The organism is Nonomuraea helvata (assembly GCF_039535785.1).
GTDB classification, from domain to species: Bacteria; Actinomycetota; Actinomycetes; order Streptosporangiales; family Streptosporangiaceae; genus Nonomuraea; species Nonomuraea helvata.
This window is the reverse complement of record NZ_BAAAXV010000005.1, coordinates 359,075-381,964: the sequence shown is the minus strand read 5'-3', so window position 1 is coordinate 381,964 and position 22,890 is coordinate 359,075. Positions and strand designations below refer to the sequence as shown.

At 70.5% G+C, this 22,890-nt stretch carries 19 protein-coding genes; 13 read left to right on the top strand and 6 right to left on the bottom strand.

Going from position 1 to position 22,890, the window contains the following annotated elements:
• Nucleotide 1: 1 nt before the first annotated feature.
• The gene (locus tag ABD830_RS21120; protein ID WP_344989824.1) at nucleotides 2–412 is read right to left on the bottom strand and encodes a DUF2795 domain-containing protein; all 411 of its coding nucleotides are present in this window, start codon (nucleotides 410–412) and stop codon (nucleotides 2–4) included.
• Between the two features lie 77 nt (nucleotides 413–489).
• On the opposite strand from ABD830_RS21120, the gene ABD830_RS21115 reads away from it, so the two are divergent.
• From ABD830_RS21115 to ettA, 11 genes are all read left to right on the top strand, one after another.
• A complete protein-coding gene (locus ABD830_RS21115) occupies nucleotides 490–1,569 on the top strand; it encodes a GNAT family N-acetyltransferase (protein ID WP_344989821.1) in 1,080 nt (359 codons plus the stop codon).
• Between the two features lie 80 nt (nucleotides 1,570–1,649).
• Nucleotides 1,650–2,825, top strand: a complete 1,176-nt coding sequence (locus tag ABD830_RS21110; RefSeq protein WP_344989818.1) for a bifunctional cobalt-precorrin-7 (C(5))-methyltransferase/cobalt-precorrin-6B (C(15))-methyltransferase — start codon at nucleotides 1,650–1,652, stop codon at nucleotides 2,823–2,825.
• 70 nt (nucleotides 2,826–2,895) lie between these two features.
• Complete coding sequence (locus ABD830_RS21105) at nucleotides 2,896–3,741, top strand: sirohydrochlorin chelatase (RefSeq protein ID WP_344989815.1); 846 nt, start codon at nucleotides 2,896–2,898, stop codon at nucleotides 3,739–3,741.
• Nucleotides 3,742–3,754: 13 nt separating this feature from the next.
• Nucleotides 3,755–4,825, top strand: coding sequence for a nicotinate-nucleotide--dimethylbenzimidazole phosphoribosyltransferase (gene cobT, locus ABD830_RS21100; RefSeq protein WP_344989812.1), 1,071 nt, complete (start codon nucleotides 3,755–3,757; stop codon nucleotides 4,823–4,825).
• Between the two features lie 11 nt (nucleotides 4,826–4,836).
• Entirely contained in the window at nucleotides 4,837–5,850 is a 1,014-nt protein-coding gene (gene speB / locus ABD830_RS21095) for an agmatinase (protein WP_344989810.1), read from the top strand.
• 80 nt (nucleotides 5,851–5,930) lie between these two features.
• Nucleotides 5,931–7,163, top strand: coding sequence for a uroporphyrinogen-III C-methyltransferase (cobA, locus tag ABD830_RS21090; protein WP_344989807.1), 1,233 nt, complete (start codon nucleotides 5,931–5,933; stop codon nucleotides 7,161–7,163).
• Nucleotides 7,160–9,748 carry a dynamin family protein gene (locus ABD830_RS21085; RefSeq protein WP_344989804.1) on the top strand — a complete coding sequence of 863 codons (2,589 nt, stop codon included), beginning with the start codon at nucleotides 7,160–7,162 and terminating at the stop codon, nucleotides 9,746–9,748. Before cobA ends, ABD830_RS21085 begins: the two co-directional genes overlap by 4 nt.
• Nucleotides 9,745–11,367 (top strand): GTP-binding protein, encoded by a 1,623-nt coding sequence (locus ABD830_RS21080; protein ID WP_344989802.1) that lies wholly within the window; start codon nucleotides 9,745–9,747, stop codon nucleotides 11,365–11,367. The genes ABD830_RS21085 and ABD830_RS21080 overlap by 4 nt, the downstream gene beginning before the upstream one ends.
• A 210-nt stretch (nucleotides 11,368–11,577) precedes the next feature.
• A complete protein-coding gene (locus tag ABD830_RS21075; RefSeq protein ID WP_344989799.1) occupies nucleotides 11,578–12,402 on the top strand; it encodes a single-stranded DNA-binding protein in 825 nt (274 codons plus the stop codon).
• A 438-nt stretch (nucleotides 12,403–12,840) separates the two neighbouring features.
• Complete coding sequence (locus ABD830_RS21070; protein WP_344989797.1) at nucleotides 12,841–14,136, top strand: sensor domain-containing diguanylate cyclase; 1,296 nt, start codon at nucleotides 12,841–12,843, stop codon at nucleotides 14,134–14,136.
• A gap of 576 nt (nucleotides 14,137–14,712) precedes the next feature.
• Nucleotides 14,713–16,377: an energy-dependent translational throttle protein EttA gene (gene ettA / locus ABD830_RS21065; protein ID WP_344989795.1), complete on the top strand. Its 1,665-nt coding sequence runs from the start codon at nucleotides 14,713–14,715 to the stop codon at nucleotides 16,375–16,377.
• Nucleotides 16,378–16,591: 214 nt separating this feature from the next.
• On the opposite strand, the gene ABD830_RS21060 is transcribed toward ettA, so the two are convergent.
• Complete coding sequence (locus ABD830_RS21060; protein WP_344989792.1) at nucleotides 16,592–17,476, bottom strand: DMT family transporter; 885 nt, start codon at nucleotides 17,474–17,476, stop codon at nucleotides 16,592–16,594.
• A 154-nt stretch (nucleotides 17,477–17,630) separates the two neighbouring features.
• Between ABD830_RS21060 and ABD830_RS21055 the strand changes: the two genes are divergently transcribed.
• Together ABD830_RS21055 and ABD830_RS21050 are read left to right on the top strand one after the other, a co-directional pair.
• Nucleotides 17,631–18,074, top strand: a complete 444-nt coding sequence (locus ABD830_RS21055) for an acyl-CoA thioesterase (protein WP_344989789.1) — start codon at nucleotides 17,631–17,633, stop codon at nucleotides 18,072–18,074.
• A gap of 11 nt (nucleotides 18,075–18,085) precedes the next feature.
• A complete protein-coding gene (locus tag ABD830_RS21050) occupies nucleotides 18,086–19,234 on the top strand; it encodes an MFS transporter (protein ID WP_344992961.1) in 1,149 nt (382 codons plus the stop codon).
• Here ABD830_RS21050 and ABD830_RS21045 read toward each other — a convergent pair.
• The 4 genes from ABD830_RS21045 to ABD830_RS21030 all read right to left on the bottom strand — a co-directional run bounded on the left by ABD830_RS21045 (nucleotide 19,229) and on the right by ABD830_RS21030 (nucleotide 22,744).
• On the bottom strand, nucleotides 19,229–20,737 hold the full coding sequence (locus ABD830_RS21045; RefSeq protein ID WP_344989787.1) for a glycoside hydrolase family 13 protein: 1,509 nt from the start codon (nucleotides 20,735–20,737) through the stop codon (nucleotides 19,229–19,231). The two genes, ABD830_RS21050 and ABD830_RS21045, sit on opposite strands and share 6 nt — an antisense overlap.
• Before the next feature lie 17 nt (nucleotides 20,738–20,754).
• Complete coding sequence (locus tag ABD830_RS21040) at nucleotides 20,755–21,135, bottom strand: globin (RefSeq protein ID WP_378520917.1); 381 nt, start codon at nucleotides 21,133–21,135, stop codon at nucleotides 20,755–20,757.
• 9 nt (nucleotides 21,136–21,144) lie between these two features.
• A complete protein-coding gene (locus ABD830_RS21035; protein ID WP_344989781.1) occupies nucleotides 21,145–22,077 on the bottom strand; it encodes a mechanosensitive ion channel family protein in 933 nt (310 codons plus the stop codon).
• Nucleotides 22,078–22,555: 478 nt separating this feature from the next.
• The gene (locus ABD830_RS21030) at nucleotides 22,556–22,744 is read right to left on the bottom strand and encodes a hypothetical protein (protein WP_344989778.1); all 189 of its coding nucleotides are present in this window, start codon (nucleotides 22,742–22,744) and stop codon (nucleotides 22,556–22,558) included.
• Nucleotides 22,745–22,890 lie beyond the last annotated feature (146 nt).

Sequence of the window (22,890 nt, the reverse complement as noted above, 5' to 3'; positions counted from 1 at the left end):
CTCACCACCTCCGCTTCTCGACGCCGAGACCGAGGGCCTTGGCCACTTCGGCCACGTTCGCGTACCGGCGGTCGGGGAGGGATCGCGTCATGTCCGTCACCTCATCCGGTGCGCCGGCGCTCTCCGCGTGCTGCACCAGATCGTCCTTGGACGCGGGCCAATGCGCGTCGCTCAGCCATTTCGCGAGGTCGCTGCGGATGTCGACGCCCCGCTGCGTGATGCCTGACGGGGTTCCGGGCTCGTGCCCCGGCGGGTACGACTGCTGCGGTCCCTCGCCGGGTGCAGGCATGGCCTCGGGCTCCTTCCATTCCTCGGCGTGCGTGCTGCCGCCGCCGCGGACCATGCCCTCGGTCTCGTGCTTCTGCTGCTCGTCAAGGCGTGGACCGTGCTTGTCGCTCCGACGTTGCTCCATAGTCCCCTCACTCCTCTCAATTGCGCCCCTACCCCCGCTTTCGTGGGCAAACATCGCGAATGTGTACGCTGCCGAGCGTGTTCGACGCTGATGTGAGCATCGCCACAGAACGGTTGACGCTCCGGCCGTTCGGCCTCAAAGACGCCGCCAGGATCCGCTCGATCGTGCGGTCCGGCGCCCGGTTCCTCCCGCCCGGCGCTCCCGTGAAGACGTCCGGCATCACCCCGTGGCTGTCGAGCGGCGTGCACGAGCTGCGCCGCTCGGGTCAGGGCCTGCACCTGGCCATGGTCGACGCCGAGGGCCTCATCGTGGGTGCGATCAGCCTGTTCAAGACCTCGTGGACCACGGGCACGACCGAGGTCGGCTACGGCGTGCACCCCCTCTACCGAGGCCGCGGCTTCGCCACCGAGGCGGTGCGAGGGCTGGTGAAATGGGCGTTCGGGACCGTCGGGCTGCGCAGGGTCGACCTGACCGCCAACCTCGACAACCTCGCCTCGCTCCGCGTGGCGCTGAAAGCCGGCTTCACCTGGGAGGGCGTGCTGCGCGCCGCGGTGCTGGAGGACGACGGGGCGCACGACCTGGTCATCTTCGGCCTGCTTCGCGACGACGGCAGCCTGCCCTGCGCCGCGCTGCCCAGGACGGAGCTGCGTACCCAGAGGCTGCTGTTGCGGCCGCCGTCCGCCGAGGACGTGCCCGACCTGGCCGCCACCGCCGCCGACCCCGTCACCCAGGCCAACACGGGCGTGCCGCCCGGCTACACGCAGGAGCACGCGCGGGCGTTCATCGACTATTCCGAACGGATGCGGATGAAAGGCGCGGGCATCGGCTGGACGGTCGAAGAGCTGGAAACCGGCCGTTTCGCCGCGAACCTCGACGTCAGGGACCTCGACTGGATGAGCCGGACGGCCGAGGTCGGCTACATGACCGCGCCGTGGGCCCGTGGCAGGGGGTACGCGGGCGAGGCCGTCGTGGCGATCGCGCGCTGGCTGTTCGAGCGGCACGGCTTCCGCCGGCTCCAGCTCCGCGCGGCCGTGACCAACACGGCCTCCCAGCGGGTGGCGGAGAAGGCGGGCTTCGTCCGCGAGGGCGTGGCCCGCTCCTCACTCGGCGGCGAAGACATGATCGTTTACAGCCTCATCCCGTCCGACCTGGCCTGAGGGGACACCGGACTGACCCTCGTACCCTTTGTGAAACCCCTCCGCACCCGTCACCCTTGTGGTGAGGACGGTGAGGCGCAATGATCACGGTGGTCGGCTGGGACGGGCACGAGTTCTCGGCCAGGGCGGTGGCCAAGCTGCAGGAGGCGAGGCTCGTCGTGGGCCCCGACGCCGTGCTCGGGCAGCTCAAGCTCACCGCGCCGACCGTGGCCGACGACTCGCTGCTGGAGGTCCTCGACGACCACCTCGAGCACGGCGAGGGCCCCGTGGTCGTGGTCGCGGAGGGCGATCCCGGATTCTTCGGCGTGGTCCGCCGGCTGCGGGCGCACGGACTCAAGCCGGAGGTGGTGCCGGCGATCTCGCTCGTCACCCGCGCCTTCGCGTGCGCCGGCCTCAGCTGGGAGGACGCGCTCGTCGTCGCCCCGTCGGGCCCGAGCCGGCTCGACCGGGTCGTGAACGCCTGCCGCGCCCACCCCAAGGTCGCGCTGCTGGTCGCGCCGGGCGTCGGCCCCGGGGAGATCGCCAGGGAGCTGGCGCCGACCACGCCGCGCGCGCTGATCGTCTGCGAGGACCTCGGAGGCCCCGACGAGCGCGTCACGCACAGCCGCATGGGGGAGGCGACGACCAGGCCGTGGAAGGATCCCGACGTGGTCCTCGTCATCGACCCGCTGCACCGGTCCAAGGAGCCGGGCTGGGTGGCGGGTGCGCAGCCGGGCCCGGCCGAGTGGGCGCTGCCGTTCGAGGGCGCGCTTCCGGCGGAGGTGCGCGCGTTCATCCTGGCCAAGCTGGGTCCCCGGCTCGGCGACCTGGTCTGGGACGTGGGCGCGGGCGCGGGTGAGATCGCCGTCGAGTGCGCCAGGATGGGCGCGGCCGTCATGGCCGTCGAGCGTGACGAGGAATCGTGCGCCAGGCTCCGCGCCAACGTGCTCCAACACGGCGTCAAAGTGGCTCTGACCAGGGGCCAGGCACCGCCCGCGCTGGAGCCGCTGCCCGACCCCGACGCCGTTTTCGTGGGTGGCGGCGGCATCGACGTCGTGCTCGCCTGCGCCGCGCGCGGCCCGCGTACGCTGGTGTGCGCGCTCCGGAAGGTCGAGCAGGTCTCGGCCGTGCTCGAACGGCTGCGCGAGCACGGCTACCGTAGCGAGGGCACCCAGATCCTGGCTTCGAAGCTGACGCTCGACCCCGACGGCTCCCACCGTCTGACCGCCTCCGACCCCGTGTTCGTGGTGCACGCGACACCCGCACACACAGCGTGACCTGTTCCCTACCGGGGCGCATCGGTTATCCTCGCGTGTCTTTGTCTACTGGACCGGAGATTCCCTCACGATGAAGCCGCCGCTCCTGCTGATCGGGCAGGGCTCACAGGACGACGCCTACGCCGCGGAGTTCGGCAGGTTCGTACACCGGCTTCGCTGCCGGCTCGACCAGTCGGGCGCCGACGTCTCCGGCGGTTACCTGGAACGTGCCTCTCCCCGGCTGAGCGACTCCGTCGCCTCCCTGGTCGCCAGGGGACACCACCGGCTCGTCGCGCTCCCCCTGAGCCTCAGCAGGATGGGCGAGGAGTTCCCTGCCGCGATGGAGCTGGAGCAGAAGCGGCACCCGACCCTGATGTACGACTACGGCCGCCCCCTCGGCCCTGACCCCCGCGTGCTGTCGCTGCTGGCCGAGCGGCTGAACGAGGCGGCCATCGAGATCTCCAAGCCCCGCTCGCTCGAGCTCGTGGGCGCCAGGCCCCGGCTCCGCGCGGTCGACTCGCCCCCGGCCGACGACCCCCTCGCGCAGGTCGAGCCGGGCGAGACGGCCATCGTGCTGGTCGGCGAGGGCTCCACGGACGCGGTGGCCAACGCCGAGATCCACCGGGTCTCCCGGCTGTTCTGGGAGACCCACGCCTACGACTTCATGACCGTCGAGACCGCGTTCGTGTCGGTCACCCCGCCCGGGGTGCCCGGCGGGCTCGAGCGCTGCCGCCGTCTGGGGGCCAAGCGCGTGATCGTGGTGCCGTACCTGCTGTTCGCGGGCGGCATGCTCGAGCGCGTGTGGGCCCAGGCGCTGGCGTACGGCGCCGGACACCCCGACCTTGACATTCGCTGCGCCGAGGTGATCGGCGACTGCGAGACCCTGGCCGACGTCGTGATCGACCGATACGAGGAAGCGCTCCAACTCGTCCCGTAAGTGGAGGTTTGCCGTGCTCGCTGAGACGCTCGCCGCGATCCGCCCCGCCGATCCTCACGCCATGGCGGAGGCTCAGGCGTACCAGGACCGCCTCACCAAGCCCCGCGGTTCGCTGGGTCAGTTGGAGGAGATCGCGGTACGTCTCGCCGGCGCGGCCGGCGTGACCCCGCCGCCCATGCCCGAGCCCGCCGCGCTGGCCATCTTCGCCGGCGACCACGGCGTGCACGCCCGCGGCGTCACCCCGTGGCCGCAGGAGGTCACGGTGCAGATGGTGGCCAACTTCCTGGCCGGCGGCGCGGTCGCCAACGCCTTCGCCGCCCAGGCCGGCGTGTCGGTCACGGTGGTGGACGTGGGCGTCGCCGCCGACCTGCCCGACGGGCCCGGCCTGGTCAAGCGCAAGATCGGGTACGGCACCGACGACATGTCCAAGGGCCCCGCGATGAGCGTCGACCAGGCGGTCAGGGCTCTGGAGACCGGCATCGGCGTGGCCCGCGACCTGGTGGCGTCCGGCGCCCGCTGCCTGATCACCGGCGACATGGGCATCGCGAACACCACGGCCTCCGCCGCCCTGATCGCCGTGTTCGCCGGCCGGGACCCGGCCGAGGTGACCGGCAGGGGCACCGGGATCGACGACGAGATGTACCAGCACAAGGTGGACGTCGTCCGCGACGCCTTGCGCACGAACGGCCTGTCCGGCTCCCTGATCTCGCCCAGCGAGGCGCTGCGGGCGCTGGCCGCGGTCGGCGGGTTCGAGCACGCGGCCATCGCCGGCCTCATCCTGGGCGGCGCCGCGGCCCGCGTGCCGGTGATCCTCGACGGCGTCATCGCCGGCGCCGCCGCGCTCGTGGCCGCCGCCCTCGACCCCGCCGCGCTCGACCACTGCGTGGCCGGCCACCGCTCGGCCGAGCCCGGCCACGCCGTCGCCCTCGACCACCTCGGGCTGCGCCCGCTGGTGGACCTCGAGCTGCGGCTGGGCGAGGGCTCGGGCGGGCTGCTCGCGCACCCGGTGATCTGCGCCGCCGTACGGGTCATGCACGACGTGGCCACGTTCGACTCCGCGGGAGTGACTGAGAAGCCCGTGTGAGGAGTTGACCATTGTCCCGATACGGCCCCATGTACGGCCCCGACATCACGTTCCTCGGTGTGGACCGTTGCGATCTCGGCGAACCGGCCTCGTACGAGGACGCGGACGTGGTGATCGTGGGCGCCCCCTTCGACGGCGGCACCAGCAACCGCCCCGGTGCCAGGTTCGGCCCGATGGCGCTGCGCCAGGCCTGCTACCTGCCGCACGACGGCTCCAGGCCCAGCCTGGCGCTGCGCGTTGACGCCCTGCGCGACCTGCGGGTGCTCGACGCGGGTGACGTCGAGTGCTATTCGGGCGACGTCGAAGGCTCGCTGGCCGCGATCGAGGAGGCCGTGCACCGCGTGGCCGCTTCGGGGGCGATCCCGCTGGTGCTCGGGGGCGACCACACGGTCGCGCTGCCGGACGCGCGCGGCACCGCCAGGGCCCACGCGCCCGGCCGTACCTCGATGATCCACTTCGACGCGCACGCCGACACCGGGAACATCGAGTTCGGCCATCTCTACGGACATGGGCAGCCGATGCGGCGGCTCATCGAGTCCGGCGCCATCCGTGGCGACAGGTTTCTCCAGATCGGGCTGCGCGGCTACTGGCCGGAGCCGGAGACGCTGAGCTGGATGGCCCGGCAGGACATGCGCTCGTACGAAATGACGGAGATCGTGGCGCGCGGGCTGGAGGAGTGCCTGACGGAGTCGTTCGCGATCGCGCTCGACGAGTGCGACCAGGTCTTCCTGTCCGTGGACATCGACGTCTGCGACCCCGGTCACGCGCCCGGCACCGGGACGCCCGAGCCCGGCGGACTGACCGCCAGGCAGCTGCTCGACTCCGTCCGCCGGATCTGCTACGAACTGCCCGTGGCCGGCATGGAAGTGGTCGAGGTGGCGCCGCCCTACGACCACGCGGACATCACCGCGTACCTCGGGAACCGGGTTATCCTTGAGGCGCTGTCAGCGATGGCCAGACGCCGTAAGGACGAGCAGGGCGGGCCACGCTGGGATCCGCGGCAGCCCCTTCTCGACGGACGTTAACCCGTGCGCAGCAAATGACGCAGTCAGAGCCGGTAGGTTTACGTCCTAACACAAACCTTCGCGAACGGGAGATTCCCCCCATGGGTCCCTACCTCCTCGGCCTGCGGCTTTCCGGCCGCCGGGTCCTCGTCGTGGGCGGCGGGCGCGTCGCACAGCGGCGGGTGCCCGCGCTGCTAGAGGCCGGTGCGGAGGTCACGGTCGTGTCGCCGAGCGTGACGCCGGCGCTCGACGACCTGATCGCCGCCGGCAGGGTCACCTGGCACGCCCGGCCCTACGAGGTCGGCGACTGCGACGGGGCCTGGCTCGTACAGGCCTGCACCGACGACAGGACCGTCAACACCGCGGTCGCCGCCGAGGCGGAGGCCAAGCGCGTGTGGTGCGTACGGGCCGACGACAAGGACGCCTCAGCCGCCTGGACGCCCGCCACGGGTCGGGTCGACGAGATCAGCGTGGCGGTCACCGCGGGCGGCGACCCGCGCAGGGCCGCCGGCATCAGGGACGCGGTCGTGGGCGCGCTGCGCGACGGCACGGTCGACGCCCGGCGAAACCGCACCAAGCCGGTCGGTGTGGCCCTCGTCGGCGGCGGTCCCGGCGACCCCGGCCTGATCACGGTGCGCGGGCGGCAGCTGCTCGCGCAGGCCGACGTGGTGGTCGCCGACCGGCTCGCGCCCCGGGCGCTGCTCGACGAGCTGGCCCCCGACGTCGAGCTGATCGACGCCGCCAAGGTCCCCTACGGGCGGTCGCTGTCCCAGGAGACCATCAACGAGCTGCTCATCGACCGCGCCAGGCAGGGCAAGTTCGTGGTCCGGCTCAAGGGCGGCGACCCGTTCGTGTTCGGGCGCGGCGGCGAGGAGATGATCGCCTGCGCCCGCTCCGGCATCCCCGTGCTGGTGGTTCCCGGCATCACGAGCGCCGTCGCGGTGCCCGCCTCCGCCGGCGTCCCCGTGACGCACCGGGGGGTCAGCCAGGAGTTCCACGTGATCTCCGTGCACGTGGCGCCGGACGATCCCAGGTCCACCGTCGACTGGCCCGCGCTGGCCCGTTCCCACGGCACTCTGGTGCTGCTGATGGCCGTCGAACGGCTGCCCAACGTCGTCGAGGCGCTCCTTCGAGACGGACGTTCCCCGGAGACTCCCGCAATGGTGGTACAGGACGGTACCCTTCCGACCCAGCGGGCGGTCATCGCTTCGCTTTCCACCGTGGCCGACCGCGTGTCCGCGGCTGGGATCCGGCCGCCGGCGATCGTCATCGTCGGCGACGTCGTGAGGGTCGGCCAGGAGGTCGAGATGGTTCGAGCGGAGCGCTTGCCGTGAACACGGCCATGGATGACGGGCGGCAGGAGGCGCCGGGGGAGCAGACGTTGAGCTTCCACGCGGTGCGTGACGAGGACGTGGCCGAGGGCCCGGACGACGACGGCTTCGACGCGTTCGGCACGAAGGGGGCACGGAAGGCCGCGGGCGGCGGGCGCGCTGCCAACCAGCCTCCGGCTTCGGAGGACACCGAGGCTCCGGAGGGAGCTGCTGCTGCTCCGGACGAACCACCGGCTTCCGCCGAGCCGACCGACTCCCAGGTGACGGACTCCGAGGCGACGGACTCGAAGGCGGCCGACTCCGAGCCGGCCGACTCCCAGGTGACGGACTCGAAGGCGGCCGACTCCGAGCCGCTCGGTTCCGACGTGACGGACTTCGACGCGGCCGACTCGGAGGCGACGGACTCCGAGGCCGCCGACTCAGAGCCGACCGACTCCGAAGCGACCGACTTCGAGCTCACCTACCCCGCTCTGGGGGCTTCGGAGCCGACGGACCTCGAGCCGGCCGTGGCGCCGGATCCGCCCGTGTCCTTCGAGTCCGCCGACACGGCGGACCAGCCCACGCCCGATCCCGCCGCCGCAGCCGATGACGCCGTGTCCGAGGAGCCCGTTGCCGGCGTGGCTGAAGGCGTGTCCGCAGGGTCCGACGATCCCGCCGAGGCGCCCGAGTTCGAGCCGCCCTCCCTCTTCGTGAAGCCCGCCGCGCTCGGCGGCCCCGGAGCCCGCAAGGCGCCTGCCGTCGTACACGACGTGCCCCTCGCCGGGGACGTGCTGGACGAGCCTGATGCGCGGGACGAGGCGGAGGAGCCGAGCACCGAAGAGCAGCCCGCCGAGGAGACCCAAGCCGCGGCACCGGACGACGAGCAGGCGCAAGCCGCGGCGCCGGAGGACGAGCAGGCGCAAGCCGCGGACGCCGAGCCCCAGGTGGGGCAGCAGCGCCGGGAGGAGCTGCCGCCCGAGGCCGCCGAGGCGCTGATGGCGGCGCTCGACACGCTCAGGGACACCGTCGCCGAGCTGCGCTTCGGCCTCGACCTGCCCGGCGTCGAGGAGGCCAGGCAGGCGCGAGCCGAACTCCTGGCCCAGCTCGAGGACTACGTGCTGCCGCGGGTCAGGACCAGCACCGCCCCCGCCCTCATCGTGATCGCGGGCTCCACCGGCGCGGGCAAGTCCACTCTGGTCAACACGCTGGCCGAGAAGAACGTCTCACGCACCGGCGTACGCCGCCCGACCACCGGCGTCCCCGTCCTGGTCTGCCACCCGGACGACCGGGAGTGGTTCGCGGAGGGAGAGCTGCTCGGCGGCCTCCAACGTCTCGACAAGCTCTCCCCCGAGGCCGGAATGGGCAGCGTGGTCGTCGTCGCGACCGAGAAGCTCCCGCAGGGCGTCGCGCTGCTCGACACCCCGGACATCGACTCGGTCGTCGAGGAGCACCACGAGATCGCCCACCGCATGCTCGACGCCGCCGACCTGTGGATCTTCGTGACCACGGCGGCCCGCTACGCCGACGCCCCCGCCTGGAACCTGCTGAAACTGGCCAAGGAGCGCGGCGCCCGCCTCGCGATCGTGCTGTCGCGGATGCAGCCCAGGTCCTCCGAGGTCGTTCTGAAGCATTTCGTACGGATGCTGACCGAGTACGGCCTGGGCGAGATCGACAGGTTCGTCATCAGTGAGTCGAAGGTCACCGACGGCAGGCTGCCCGACAGCGAGGTCACCGACCTGCGGCTCTGGCTGGCCGAGCTGTCGGTGGACGAGGCGCGCAGGGCCCAGGCGGTGCGCGAGACGCTCAACGGGGTGCTCAACAGCTTCCGCACCCGCGTACCCGCGCTGGCCAGACACCTCGAGGGCGAGGTCGCGTTCCGGACGGAGCTGCGCAGCGACGTGGAGGCGGCCTTCCGCAGCGCGCTCAGCGAGATCGACAAGGCGTCGAAGAACGGCTCGCTGCTGCACGGCGAGGTGCTGGCCCGCTGGCAGGACTTCGCCGGCTCCGGCGACCTCATGCGCTCGCTGCAGCTGCGCAAGCGCGGCCGGGCGGCCAAGCAGGCCCCGGAGCGGGTGCTGGCGTTCAAGGCGGCGATCCGCGCCGGGCTCGAATCGGTGATCGTCGCCGCCGCCAACCGCGCCTCCGAGGAGGTGGCCGCGCGCTGGCGGCACCGCTCCGAGCTGGGCGCCAAGCTCGGTGATGGCCTCGACAGGCCGTCCGACAATCTCGTACGTCACACCGGCCGTGCCATCGCGTCGTGGCAGGAGCACCTGAGCGAGTTGGTGCGCACCGACGGTGTGGCCAAGCGGTCGGTGTCGAAACTGGTGTCGTTCGATCCCGACGCGCTCGCGTTGATCTTCACAGTGGCGATGTTCAGCGGGAGCAACGGCGAAGGGGTGCCGCACCGGCTGGTCAACGCCCTGCTCGGCGCGGAGTCCCTGCGGGGCATCGGCGCCAAGGCGCTCAGCGATCTGCGCGCCAGGATCGGCATGCTGTTCGACGAGGAGTCCATGCGTTACGTGCAAGCCCTCGACTCCGCGGGCATTCCAGACGAGTCCGCGGCGACCCGCCTCTACCAGGCGTCGTACAACCTCGAGGTCGTCCGATGACGACCATGACCACCAGGCCAGGGCCTGCTTCACGGCTGTCCGCGCTCACCAAAGTGGTCGAGCACGGTCCAGGGCGGCTGGACAGGAAGCTGCTCAACGAGGCCAACGCGCTGCTGCAGCAGGCCGGCGAACGGCTCAAGCTCTCGTCCGAGCACACCGTGGTCGCCCTAGCGGGCGGCACGGGCAGTGGCAAGTCGTCGCTGTTCAACGCCATCTCGGGGCTCGAGCTGTCGCCCACCGGCGTACGCCGGCCGACCACGGCCCGCACGCACGCCTGTGTGTGGGGGCTGGAGGGAGCCGGGCCGCTGCTCGACTGGCTGCAGATCCAGTGGCGGCACCGCTTCTCCCGGGCCAGCGCGCTCGACAAGGGAGACAGTCAGCTCCACGGGCTGATCCTGCTCGACCTGCCCGACCACGACTCGATCAGGGCGCTCACCGACACCGAGGCCGACCGGCTCATCGGCCTGGCGGACCTGGTGGTGTGGGTGCTGGACCCGCAGAAGTACGCCGACGCGTCCACGCACCGCCGCTACGTGACGGAGCTGGCGGGGCACGAGGCGGTGACCGTGTTCGCGCTCAACCAGGCCGACAAGCTCACCAAGGAGGAGCTGGCCGAGCTGGTCATCGACCTCAACGACCTGCTGCGCCGCGAGGGCGTCGAGCATCCCAGCGTCGTACCCACCTCCGCGGTCACGGGCCGGGGCATCGAGAGCCTCAGGAGCGTCATCGCGACGGCGGTCGCCCGCCGGCGTGCCGCCATCCAGAAGCTCGAGGCTGACCTGCACCGGCTGGAGCAGCGTCTCAGCAAGGCGATGCCGCTGGGCGAGGCCCTGTCGGCGCCGTCCACGGTGGACGAGGCCCGCCGCATGGGGCTGACGGACGCGCTGTGCGACGCGGTGGGCGTGCCGGCCGTGGGCGAGGCCATGGAGAACGTCTACGCGGAGCGGTCGAGCCAGTGGGTCGGCTGGCCGTACCCGCGGTGGTTCTCGAAGTTCCGCTCGGACCCGCTGAAGACCCTGCGCCTGCAGGACGTGGGGGAGGAGATCCGCGGCATCACGACCGGCTCGGTCACCGCGCAGTCGGCCGAGGTCGCCAACGCCGTGCAGGCGCTCGCCGACGGGCTGTCCGTGGGGATGCACCCCGTGTGGCGGAGCGCCGTGCACCAGGCGGCCAGGTCCCGCGTGGGCCAGCTCCCGCAGGCCCTGTCCGAGGACCTCGCGGAGGTGGCGCCGCAGCTCGACCGGGTGCCCGCGTGGTGGCGGGTGCTCCAGGTGTGGCAGTACGTCCTGGTGGTGGCGTTCGTGGCCGGACTGGCCTGGCTCGGGGTCGGCCTGCTGATGCCCGGGCAGTTGCCTCCGGCGCTGGAACTGCTGGGCGACAGCGCGACGTTGCCGTGGGTGGGGCTCATGATGGCGTCGGTGCTGGGACTCGGGGCCTTGTCGGGGATCGCGTCCCGCAACTTCGTCGAGCTCGGGGCCTCTCGCGAGCGTGAGCGGCTCGAGCGCGAGATGAGGCGGCGGGTGGGGGCCGTGTCGGCGACGATGGTCGTGGAGCCGGTGGAGCGCGAACTGGCCCGCCACCACGCCTTCTACACGGCCATGAGAGACCTGTCGGCCTGACGCCACGTGGCTGTGGGTGCTGCGACCACCGTCACTACGGCGGATGTCTCCATCCACAGCCCCGGCGAACTGCGACGCCTCCATCCACAGCCTCGGTGAACTGCGACGCCTCCATCCACAGAACGGCGTTCCAGAGCCCGGAAGCAGTCCTTCCCCCGGCACCCTTTTCCCAGATCGCGGGCAGCAGGCCCGCCGCATGGGAGGCACGGGATGAACGACATCTACATCACACTCACCGGCAACGTCGCAGCAGAGCCGAGGCAGTACAGCTTCGAGGACGGCAGCAGGGTCACCTCTCTGAAGGTGTTCTCCTCCCACCGCTACTTCGACAAGAAGACGGGCCAGTGGACGGACGGCGAGCGGGTGTGCTTCACGGTCCGCTGCTGGCGCGCGTTGGGAGACAACGTCGCCGCCTCCATCCGGGCAGGACACCCTGTGGTGGTCTCGGGCAAGTTGCGTATCCGTGAGTTCGGCCCGGAGGGTGATCGCCGTTTCGTGCCCGAGATAGAGGCCAGCGCCGTGGGGCACGACCTGCGCTGGGGCACCGGCGTCTTCGCCAAGCCGGACCGTTCTGGGACGGTGTCGATGAGCAAGGAGATGCGCGACCGCCTGGACGAGGAGACCCGCGACTGGGCCATGGGCAGCACCCGCAGCCTCAGGAGCCTGCCCCGCTCACGCTCCACCACGGAGGCCAACCCGTTCCACACCCTGGAGACCGACAGCTCCCTGGGGACGGACTACGACGCGGCACGCACTCTGACCACGGAAGGCGACACCCCGCCGTCGCCGGGTGCGGCCGTGCGTTCCCTGAACGAGGAGGTCGGCACTCTGCGTCCGCTGAACGGAGAGGGCAGCCCGGCACGTTCCTCGGGAGAAGAGGGCAGCCCGGCACCTTCCTCGGAAGAGGAGGACGGCCTGGCACCTTCCTCGGGGGACGGCACAGTACGCATCCTGGGTGCCGAGGCTGACGAGACGACGCCCCAGATGGATGGCGACGCGGGCGAACTGGCGATGGCGGAACGAGTAGCGGCGTAGGGCACGTCATCACGTGCAGGGGGCATCGACCGCCAACCCGGTGCCCCCGCACCATCGGCACAGGGCATCGCAGCGGCGCAGAACGACCTGGAGGGGGCCGCGAAAGGAGAAGCGCTGGTGGATGCAGCGCAGGGATGCAGAAACGCAGAGAAGGGTTGGATGGAGGGGGGAGGAGGGGGCACCGGCCGTGGTTCCCGTTGACTGACCCCGAGGGCGGCCGGCCGATGGTGTTGTTACTCACGGCAGATGGCCAGAGCATCTGTTCAGGTCCAGATCACGCCCCGCACCATGGTTGCTCCTTTCCAGCACGGCTGTCCAACACGGCCTGCCCTCGGCATGAGCAGGTGTGTGTAGTCATTGCCAACGTATCCGTTCCCATCGCACATCGCACACTCCGCAATTATTGTGTTACACATCGTTAGTCTGAGAGGAGACGAGATGGCGGCGACCAGTCACGCCTCGATCAGATCTGGCGACGGTGTGTCAACCCTGGCGGGTCGCTGGCCGCTGCTGGGGCAACGTCGCCCTCTCGTGGTCTACTTGTGCGCGATCGTCGCTCTCGATCTGGCAGCGATCATGGTCTGCGCCGTGACCACCGTCTTCCAGTGGCGTGACATGCTCACGTTCGGCGCTCTCATGGCATGTGGCGCGGTCTGCATCGAGGCCACCCGGAGGCTGGGCATGCCCGCCGGGGTCTCGCGGGACCTGCTGTCGGCGTGGTGGCTACCGGTGGCGCTGCTTCTGCCGCCGCTCTACGCCATTTTCGCGCCGATCGTGCTGCAGGTCCTGCTGCAGATGCGGGTGCGGGCTACCGTTCTCTACCGCCGGGTGTTCACCTCGGCCGCCATCGGGCTGGCCGGGTGTACGGCCTCCGTCGCGTTCCACCGGTTCGTCAATGATCCGTGGGTGCTGTCACAGGGCAGCGGCCCGCCGATCCTCTACGCGGTGGCGGCGGCCGTGCTGTTCGCCCTGCTCAACATCGCCCTCATCGCGATCGCCGCCCATACCGCCGACCCCGACATCGCGTGGCGGGACGTCCTGTGGAACCGCGAGAGCCTGATGCTCGACATCGTCGAGCTCTGCCTGGGCGTCACTGTCTCGATCTGCTGCGGCCTCAACCTGTCCCTGCTGATCCTGGCCTTGCCGCCGGTGGTGCTGCTGCAGCGCAGCCTGCTCCATGCCCAGCTCCAGGCCGCCGCCCGCACCGATGCCAAGACGGGCCTGCTGAACGCCGCCGCCTGGCAGCGCGAGGCCGACACCGAGATAGTCCGGGCCCGCAGGACCGGCGGCACCCTGGCGGTCCTGATCATCGACATCGACCACTTCAAACGGGTCAACGACGCCCACGGCCACCTGGTCGGCGATCAGGTGCTGGTGGGTGTGGCGTCCACGTTGCGCACCCAGCTACGGGACTATGACGTGGTGGGCAGGTTCGGGGGTGAGGAGTTCGTGGTCCTGCTGCCCGGCGCCGACGGCCGCGAGGCCCGCCAGGTCGCCGAACGCCTCCGCGCCCTCATCGGCCACATGGCGATTCCCGTCGACGACCACCTCGTCAGGGTGACCGTCTCGGCCGGGGTGGCTTTGATGAGCGTTCACGGAGACGACCTGATCGACCTGCTGGCCGCCGCCGACCTGGCACTGTACCGGGCTAAGGAGCTGGGACGGGACCGCGTCTGCATCCCGGTCGTCCAGACACCGCCCCCAGGCTCCCTCCCCAACGACCCCAACCCTTGACCCGTCCCCAGGTACGCCGCTTCCTGGGGCGGTTGCCCAGGGATGCCGTTTTCTGCCTCGCTCCCACAAGCACGCCGCCTTCTGACTCCACCCAAGCGCGCCGCCTCCCGACTCCGTCCCCCTCGGGCACCGACTCCTGACCTGGGGCGGGATCGCCCACTCGGGCCACGCGTTGCCCTGCACCGATCCTCAATGGCGGGATGCCGATTTCGTGTCGATGCCCGATGCCCGATGCCCGATGCCCGATGCCCGACGCCGGACGCCGGACGCCCGATGCTCGAGGCCCGACGGGCGGATGACGGCCGGATGACGGCTCCGCGTCATGTCCGACCTCGCGATGTCGGCGCCGTCCCCATGTCTGACGGTGGGATGTCGGCTGCGTTCCTGTCTGACGGTGGGATGTCGGCTCCGTCCTCATGCCCGCTCTCGCAGGCGTCGTACTGAGCAAAGGGCCGCTTTCCCGCCATCGGCACATCCAGCGCCCAGCCATGGAGCCGGTGGGCTGTGGTCGCTCTTGCAAGGGTGTAGCGGGAGGAGCGGCAGAAGCCTGGGTGCGGAGCCCCTAAGCTAGAGGGCATGCCGGAGTACATCTACACGCTGCAGCGCGTGCGCAAGGCGCACGGCGACAAGGTTGTCCTTGACGACGTCACGCTGTCGTTCCTGCCCGGAGCCAAGATCGGCGTCCTGGGGCCGAACGGCACCGGTAAGTCGACGCTGCTCCGGATGATGGCCGGCCTGGAGCAGCCGTCCAACGGCGAGGCCAAGCTCATGCCGGGCTTCACAGTGGGCATGCTCCAGCAGGAGCCGCCGCTCAACGAGGAGAAGACCGTCCTCGGCAACGTGCAGGAGGGCGTCGCCGAGACGATGGCGATGCTCCAGCGCTACAACGAGATCGCCGAGCAGATGGCCACCGACTACAGCGACGAGCTGCTGGAAGAGATGGGCAAGCTGCAGGACCAGCTCGAGCACCGCAACGCGTGGGACCTCGACAGCCAGCTCGAGCAGGCCATGGACGCGCTGCGCTGCCCGCCGCCCGACGCCGACGTGACGAAGCTGTCCGGTGGTGAGCGTCGCCGGGTCGCGCTGTGCAAGCTGCTCCTCGAGGCCCCCGATCTCCTGCTGCTCGACGAGCCGACCAACCACCTCGACGCCGAGAGCGTGCAATGGCTGGAGCAGCACCTGGAGAAGTACGCGGGCACGGTCCTGGCCGTCACCCACGACCGCTACTTCCTCGACAACGTCGCAAACTGGATCCTGGAGCTCGACCGCGGCCGCGCGTACCCGTACGAGGGCAATTACTCGACCTACCTGGAGGCCAAGGCACAGCGCCTCAAGGTCGAGGGCCAGAAGGACGTCAAGCGGAAGAAGCGCCTGGAGGACGAGCTCGAGTGGGTCCGGTCCAACCCGAAGGCCCGCCAGACCAAGAGCAAGGCCCGACTCCAGCGGTACGAGGAGATGGCGGCTGAGGCGGACAAGTACCGCAAGCTGGACTTCGAAGAGATCCAGATCCCGCCGGGCCCGCGCCTGGGCACCACGGTGATCAGGTCCGACGAGCTGACCAAGGGCTTCGGTGACCGGCTGCTGATGGAGGGGCTGACGTTCGATCTGCCGCGTAACGGCATCGTCGGCGTCATCGGCCCCAACGGCGTCGGCAAGACCACGCTGTTCCGCATGATCACCGGTGGCGAGACGCCCGACACCGGCTCGATCACGGTCGGCGACACGGTCAAGATCTCGTACGCGGACCAGAGCCGCGGCGGCATCGACCCGAACAAGAACGTCTGGGAGGTCGTCTCCGACGGGCTCGACCACATCAAGGTCGGAAACGTGGAGATGCCGTCGAGGGCGTACATCGCGGCGTTCGGGTTCAAGGGCCCCGACCAGCAGAAGAAGGCGGGGGTGCTCTCCGGCGGCGAGCGCAACCGGCTCAACCTGGCGCTCACCCTCAAGCAGGGCGGCAACGTGCTGCTGCTCGACGAGCCCACCAACGACCTCGACACGGAAACGCTGTCGTCGCTGGAGAACGCCCTGCTCGACTTCCCGGGCTGCGCGGTGATCACCTCGCACGACCGGTGGTTCCTCGACCGCATCGCCACGCACATCCTGGCGTGGGAGGAAGGGTCGAACTGGTTCTGGTTCGAGGGCAACTTCGCCGACTACGAGAAGAACAAGATCGAGCGCCTCGGTGCTGACGCCGCCCGCCCCCACCGCGTCACGTACCGGAAGCTCCACCGCGACTGAGCCGCCCCGCCCGTGCGAGCACGGGCGGGACCGCGACTGAGTCTGAAGGTCGAAACCTCACCTCTTGTACGGCAGAAGGCGGGGCGGCATCATTCGCCGCCCCGCCTTCGTCGATCCTGGACGGAGTGGGTGAGCCTACGCTCGGCCTGTGAAGACGGATGCCCATGGTGCGGTGCCGCGCCTCGGACATCCGGAAACGATCCGCGCCGTCGCGCTATCCGCGCGTCCGCCGGGAGATCGCGACGCCGATCAGGCAGAGGGCCCCTCCGGCAAGGGTGAGCCAGCCGGGGATCTCGCTGAGCAGCGCCCACGACATCAACACCACCAGGGTGGGGACGAGGTAGGTGGTGGCGCCCATGTTCCCCGCCGTGGTCCTGGACAGGGCGTAGGCCCAGGTGGTGAAGGCCAGGGCGGTGGGGAAGACGCCGAGGAAGACGACGTTCAGCGTTGCCGTCGTCGGAGCCTGGGCCACCTGGCTCACCAGCTGCCCGGCGAACGGCAGGCAGGCGATCGCACCGATCGCGCAACCGAAGGTGGTCACCTGCAACGCGGAGGCGTGCCGCAGCGCGGGCTTCTGCGCCAGGATGGCCACCGCCCAGGACAGGGCGGCCACCACGCACAGCGCCACGCCCAGGATCGAGGAGGCGCCGCCCTCGGACTTGGAGAGCCCGACGACGACCGCGCCGGCGAGCGAGACGGCCATGCCGATCAGCAGCTTGCGGGGGAATCCCTCGTGCAGGAACCAGCCGGCGAGCAGCGCGATCAGCAGGGGCCCGATGTTGATGACCATCGCGGCGGTGCCCGCTTCCACCTGCGTCTCACCCCAGTTCAGAGCGACCATGTAGACGCCGAACCACAACACCCCGGACACCACGATGCCGGGCCACGCCTTGCGCGCGGGCCACCCCTCGCGCCGCGCCACGAGGATCACACCGAGGGCCAGCGCCGCGACCAGCAGCCGCCCCAGAGCCAAGGCGCCAGGAGAGTAGAACTGCCCGGCGCTGCGGATCGACACGAAGGCCGACGCCCACAGCACGACCGTCACACCTGCGGCGGCGAGCGCCCGCCTGTCCATCCGCGTTTCCATGACCTCTTGCATGGACGAAACGGTATCGGAGTGATGATTCTGGCTAAAACGAACTGTCGTCGTCCGCAGACCCCGGCAACCAGGCGCGCGGGCAGGGAGATCCCTTCGGAAGGCGAACCAAATTCGTAAAATCCAGAAATGTAGGGTCAGCCTGCCGCAAGGCCACATGTCCCGGGCGGGTACGGTGGCGGACGTGCCTGAACGTTCCCAGCCCCAGCGACATGTCCACCCTCGGACGGTGCGATTCGCCGACGTCGACTCCCAGGGCCACGTGAACAACGTGCGTTTCCTCGACTACCTCGAGGACGCCCGCTTCGGCATGTTCCACATCGACCCGTACGTCGCGGGCGAGGAACCGTTCAAGGGGCTGGTGGTGACCCGCCACGAGATCGACTACCGCCGCCCGCTCGGGTTCCGCGCCGACCCGGTGCGGGTCGAGACGTGGGTGACCGAGATCAGGGCGGTGCGGTTCTCGCTCCAGTACGAGATCCGCGACGACAGCGAGGTGTACGTCACCGCGAAGTCGGTCCTCGCCGCCTACGACGTCGAGCGGGCCGGGCCGCGCAGGCTCACCGAGAGCGAGCTGACCTATCTCAAACGCTTCTCGTGAAGCGCTGGCTGATGCTGGCGCTGGGTGTCAACGCACATGCCAGCGTCACCTTAGGTCTCTTCGGCCTGCCCCTCGTCATGCCCGAAATACAGCGACATTTCGGGGTTCCGTTGCCAGTGGCGGGCATCATCGCGAACGCCCCGGCCATCGGCATCCTGGTGACCCTCGTCGCCTGGGGCGCGCTGGCCGACCGGCACGGCGAGCGGCTGGTCCTGGGCACGGGCGTGGGGCTGGCGGCCGTGCTGTTCGCCGCGGTCGCCGTCGTCGGCCAGACGTGGGCGGTGATCGCGCTGCTGGCCATGGCCGGTGCGGCGGGCTCCGCCGCGATGGTCGGCGGCGGCCGGATCGTGCTGCGCTGGTTCGAGCCGCCGGAGCGCGGCGTCGCCATGGGCCTGCGCCAGGTCTCCTTCACGTTGGGCATGGCCGTCGGCGCGTTCCTGCTGCCGCCGGTCGCGCGGGCGCACGGACTGCCCGGCGTGCTCACCGTCTGCGCCGTCGTCAGCCTGCTGGCCGCCGTGCTGGCCGCGCTCTTCCTGGCCGAGCCGCCGCACGAGATCTCCGGGTCCGGCACGGCGCCGGCGGGCACGCCGTACCGGCAGCGGGCCTTGTGGCGCGTGCATGCCACCAGCGCCCTGCACGTGGTTCCGCAGATCGTGGTCAGCACGTACGGAGTGACCTGCCTGGTGCGCCTGTACGGCTGGGACAGCGTGACGGCCGGGCAGCTGTTCGGGGTGGCGGCCATCGGCGGGGCCGTCGTACGCATCGCGGTCGGGCGCTGGTCCGACAGGACCGGCCTGCGCATGCGGCCCCTGCTGCTGATCACCTTCGCGAGCCTGGGCGTGCTCGCGCTGCTGGTCGCCGGCACGCTCGCGCGCACCTGGCTCGGGCCGGCCATGCTCGCGCTGGCCGCGGTGATGACCGTGGCCGGCAACGGGCTCGCCTACCTCGCCGCCGGCGAGCTGGCCGGGCCCGCCTGGGCGGGCAGGGTGCTCGGCACCCACAACACCATCCAGAACACCGTCTCCCTGGCCGCCACGCCGCTGGCCGGCGTGGTGATCGTGCACGTGGGGTTCTGGGCGGGCTTCACGGCGGGTCTGACGTGCGCGCTGCTGTCGCTGCCCGTCATCCCCTTCCGCGGCGAGCGCCCACGAGGGTCATGAGTCGCGCCGCAGCCACACCGCTGTGTCGGGCGGCAGCAGGCCCCGCTTGAGCGGCCCGCTCGACAGCACCACGGCGTCGTGCTCGGGCAGGTGCACCGGCCCGAGACCGCAGTTGATCGCGCAGGTCAGCGCCCCGCGGGTGAAGAAAAGCGCACCCTCGGGGGAATCCAGCCACTCCAAGGTATAAGGAATTGATTGTGCCAGGTCACGGCGGCATGCCAGGGCCCGGCGGTAGAACTCCAGCGTCGAGTCGGTGTCCCCCTCCTGCTTCTCGACACTCAGCTCCGCGAACGTGGCGGGTTGCGGCAGCCACGGCTCGACCCCGCCGGGCGAGAACCCGTACGAAGGGGCGTCCACCGTCCACGGGAGCGGCACCCGGCACCCGTCGCGCCCGGGCAGCTCCCCCTTCGACTGGAAGAAGACCGGGTCCTGCCTGGCCTCGTCGGGCAGGTCGATCACCTCGGGCAGCCCCAGCTCCTCGCCCTGGTAGAGGTAGGCGGAGCCGGGCAGGGCCAGCATCGTCAGCAGCGCCGCCCTGGCCCGCGCGAGGCCCGTGCCGGGGTCGGCCGCGTCGTAGCGGGTGCGGTGGCGTACGACGTCGTGGTTGGACAGCACCCATGTCGCGTACGGCACGGCGGCCAGCGTGTCGTCGATGACCTTCTTGAACGCCGTCGGCGACCAGGGCGCCTGCAGCCAGGCGAAGTTGAAGCTCTGGTGCAGCTCATCGGGGCGTACGTAGCGGGCGAGGTCCTCGGAGCTGTCCGTCCACACCTCGCCCACGGCCATCCGTTCGCCCGGATAGCCGTCCAGCAGCCTGCGCCAGTCGCGGTAGACGTCGTGCACCTCGGGCTGCCCCCACACCGGCGAGATCGACTTGAACGACTGGTCGCCCACGTTGGGCAGCCCCTCGGCCTTGTAGAGCCCCATCGCCACGTCGATACGGAACCCGTCGACGCCCCGGTCCAGCCAGAACCGCAGGATGTCCAGGAACTCGGCGTGCACCTCGGGATTGCGCCAGTTGAAGTCGGGCTGCCCGGGAGCGAACAGATGCAGGTAATACTGCCCGTCCGGCACCCTCGTCCAGGCCGACCCGCCGAACGTGGACTGCCAGTTGTTGGTGGTGTCGCGGAAGATGTACCGGTCGCGCCGCTCGCCGCGCAGCGCCGCCTGGAACCAGGGATGCTCGGACGAGCTGTGGTTGGGCACGATGTCGACCAGCACCCGAAGCCCGTGGTCATGGGCGTCCGCGACCAGCGACTCGAAGTCGGCCAGCGTGCCGAACAGCGGATCGACGCCACGGTAGTCCGCCACGTCATAGCCGCCGTCGGCCATGGGGGAGGGGTAGAACGGTGTCAGCCAGATGGCGTCGACGCCCAGCCGCTGCAGGTACGGCAGGCGCTCGCGCACCCCGGCCAGGTCGCCGACGCCGTCTCCTGAGGCGTCGGCGAAGCTTCGGACGTAGATCTCATAGACGACGGCATCACGCCACCAGGGGATTTCCATGTGGCGTGTCATGCCCGTTATGTAGGTGAGTTCACCAGGCTGTGGGCCGCGTAGACCAGATAGTCCCAGAGCCTGGTTTCCTGCTCCTCCGGCAGGTCGAGCGAGTCGACCGCGTCACGCATGTGCCGCAGCCACGCGTCCCGCTCGGGCTCGCCGATCACGAACGGCATGTGCCGCATGCGCAGCCTGGGGTGGCCGCGCTCCTGGCTGTAGGTGTTGGGCCCGCCCCAGTACTGGATCAGGAAGCCCCGCAGCCGGTCCTCGGCGGCCGCCAGATCGGGCTCCGGGTAGAGGGGTCGCAGCAACGGGTCTTCCGCGACCCCCTCGTAGAAGCGGTGCACGAGGCGTCGGAAGGTTTCCTCGCCACCGACGGCGTCGTAGAAGGAGGTCTCGCTCACGTTCATAGACTATGCGGTGGCGACCAAGGCGATGCCGGCGGTGTCGAGCGCGGCCTTGACCATGATCCTCAGCTCTCTCGATACCTCGGGCTGCGCCGAGGGCAGCGTCTTGGCGGCGATGCGGAAGACCAGCGAGCTGTCGGAGAGCTGCTCGACGCCGAACACCTGCGGCTGCTCCACGATCTTGCTCTCGCGCAGCTCGGCGTCGGCCCAGATCTCCTCGGCCACGTGCTCGAGCAGGGCCCGCACCTTCGTGAGGTCGGTGTCGTAGGCCACCGGGACGTCGACGTAGGCGCGCGACCAGCCCTGCGACTCGTTGCCGACCCTGGTGATGGTGCCGTTGCGGACGTACCAGACGCGGCCGTCGACGTCGCGGAGCCTGGTGATGCGCAGGGTGACTGCCTCGACCGTGCCGACCGCGGCGCCGGCGTCGATCACGTCGCCCACGCCGTACTGGTCCTCGAGCAGCATGAACATGCCCGCGATGAAGTCCTTGACCAGCTCCTGCGCGCCGAAGCCGATGGCCACCCCGAGGATGCCGACGCTGGTCAGCAGGGGCGCGATCGGGATCGTCAGCCGGTCGAGCACGGTCAGCGTCGCGGTGCCCAGGATGACGATGGAGGCGACGTGCTTGAGCACCGAGCCCATGGTCTCGGCCCGCTGCTTGCGCCGCTCGTGCAGCAGCGCGTCGATGCCGTCGGGAACCGCGTTCTTGCGGAACCTGCTGGTGATCGACCCGCCCGTGGCCGCGCGATTGACCACTCTCGTGATGATCCGGTGCACGAGATTGCGGAGCACGAACGCGAGCATGATGATCAGGACGATGGTGATCGCGACGGCCACCAGAGGCGCCCAGGTCGCGTTGTCGAGCAGCCCGGCGAACGCGGAGCAGATCGGATCGTTCTGACAGGTCCCGCCTATTGCTTGGGTCACTTTGTCCACGTCTGACAGTAGCCCGGGATAAGCGAGTGGTGGCGACTGTGTCACCAGCGGTAGCACTGGGTGGATCCCCCTCCGGAAGCGGTTCGGTCGGCTGCTTGGACCGTTTCGATCCAAAAATACAGCCGGCCGGACCGCCCGCCGTCACATCACGCCGGGGAAGACGGGGTCGCCTGCTCTCTGGGCCGCGGAGGGAGAGAGCGGACGCTCCGATGACGGACGGCTCGGGACGGGACACGCACCCGGAAGCATGTCCCGTGCCGGTTCCGGGAGGGATCCCCCGAACACCCGCCCGGCGGACCGGGCGGGTGGCTCTTATACGGGCGCGGCACACCGGGCCGCGCCTGGGCCGGAACCGACGGGGCGACCAGGGCTCCCGCATGGGGGACGCCCTCCGCACCGGCCGCCCCGCCGGCTCCGTTGACGCCGTCGTGGGTGCGGTGAGCCGTGGTGGCTGCGCTCCACCCGGGTCACCGCGTCGTCACTCCCCCACGGCGGCCAGCACGCGTGCGACCTTGGTGGCCGCGCCAGCCGGGTCGTCGGCCTTGTGCATCCGCTCGCCCCAGGACCAGCAGTACCACCAGTCCTGCATGTCGGATGTGCTCGTGGACCGACAGGTGACGTTCTCCGACAGGCTCGTCGCGTTCGGGTTGATGACCCGAGCGAACATGCGCCCGCCCTGTGTCTGGACCACTCGTGCGAGGAGTCCGTGGGCGCCGAGCTCTGACACGAGACGCTTCAGATGCTCGAAGTTGTCGTCCCCCACCGTTCGTCCCCTCCCTCTGGGAATCTGGCTGGTGCGCCAAACATGGCTCA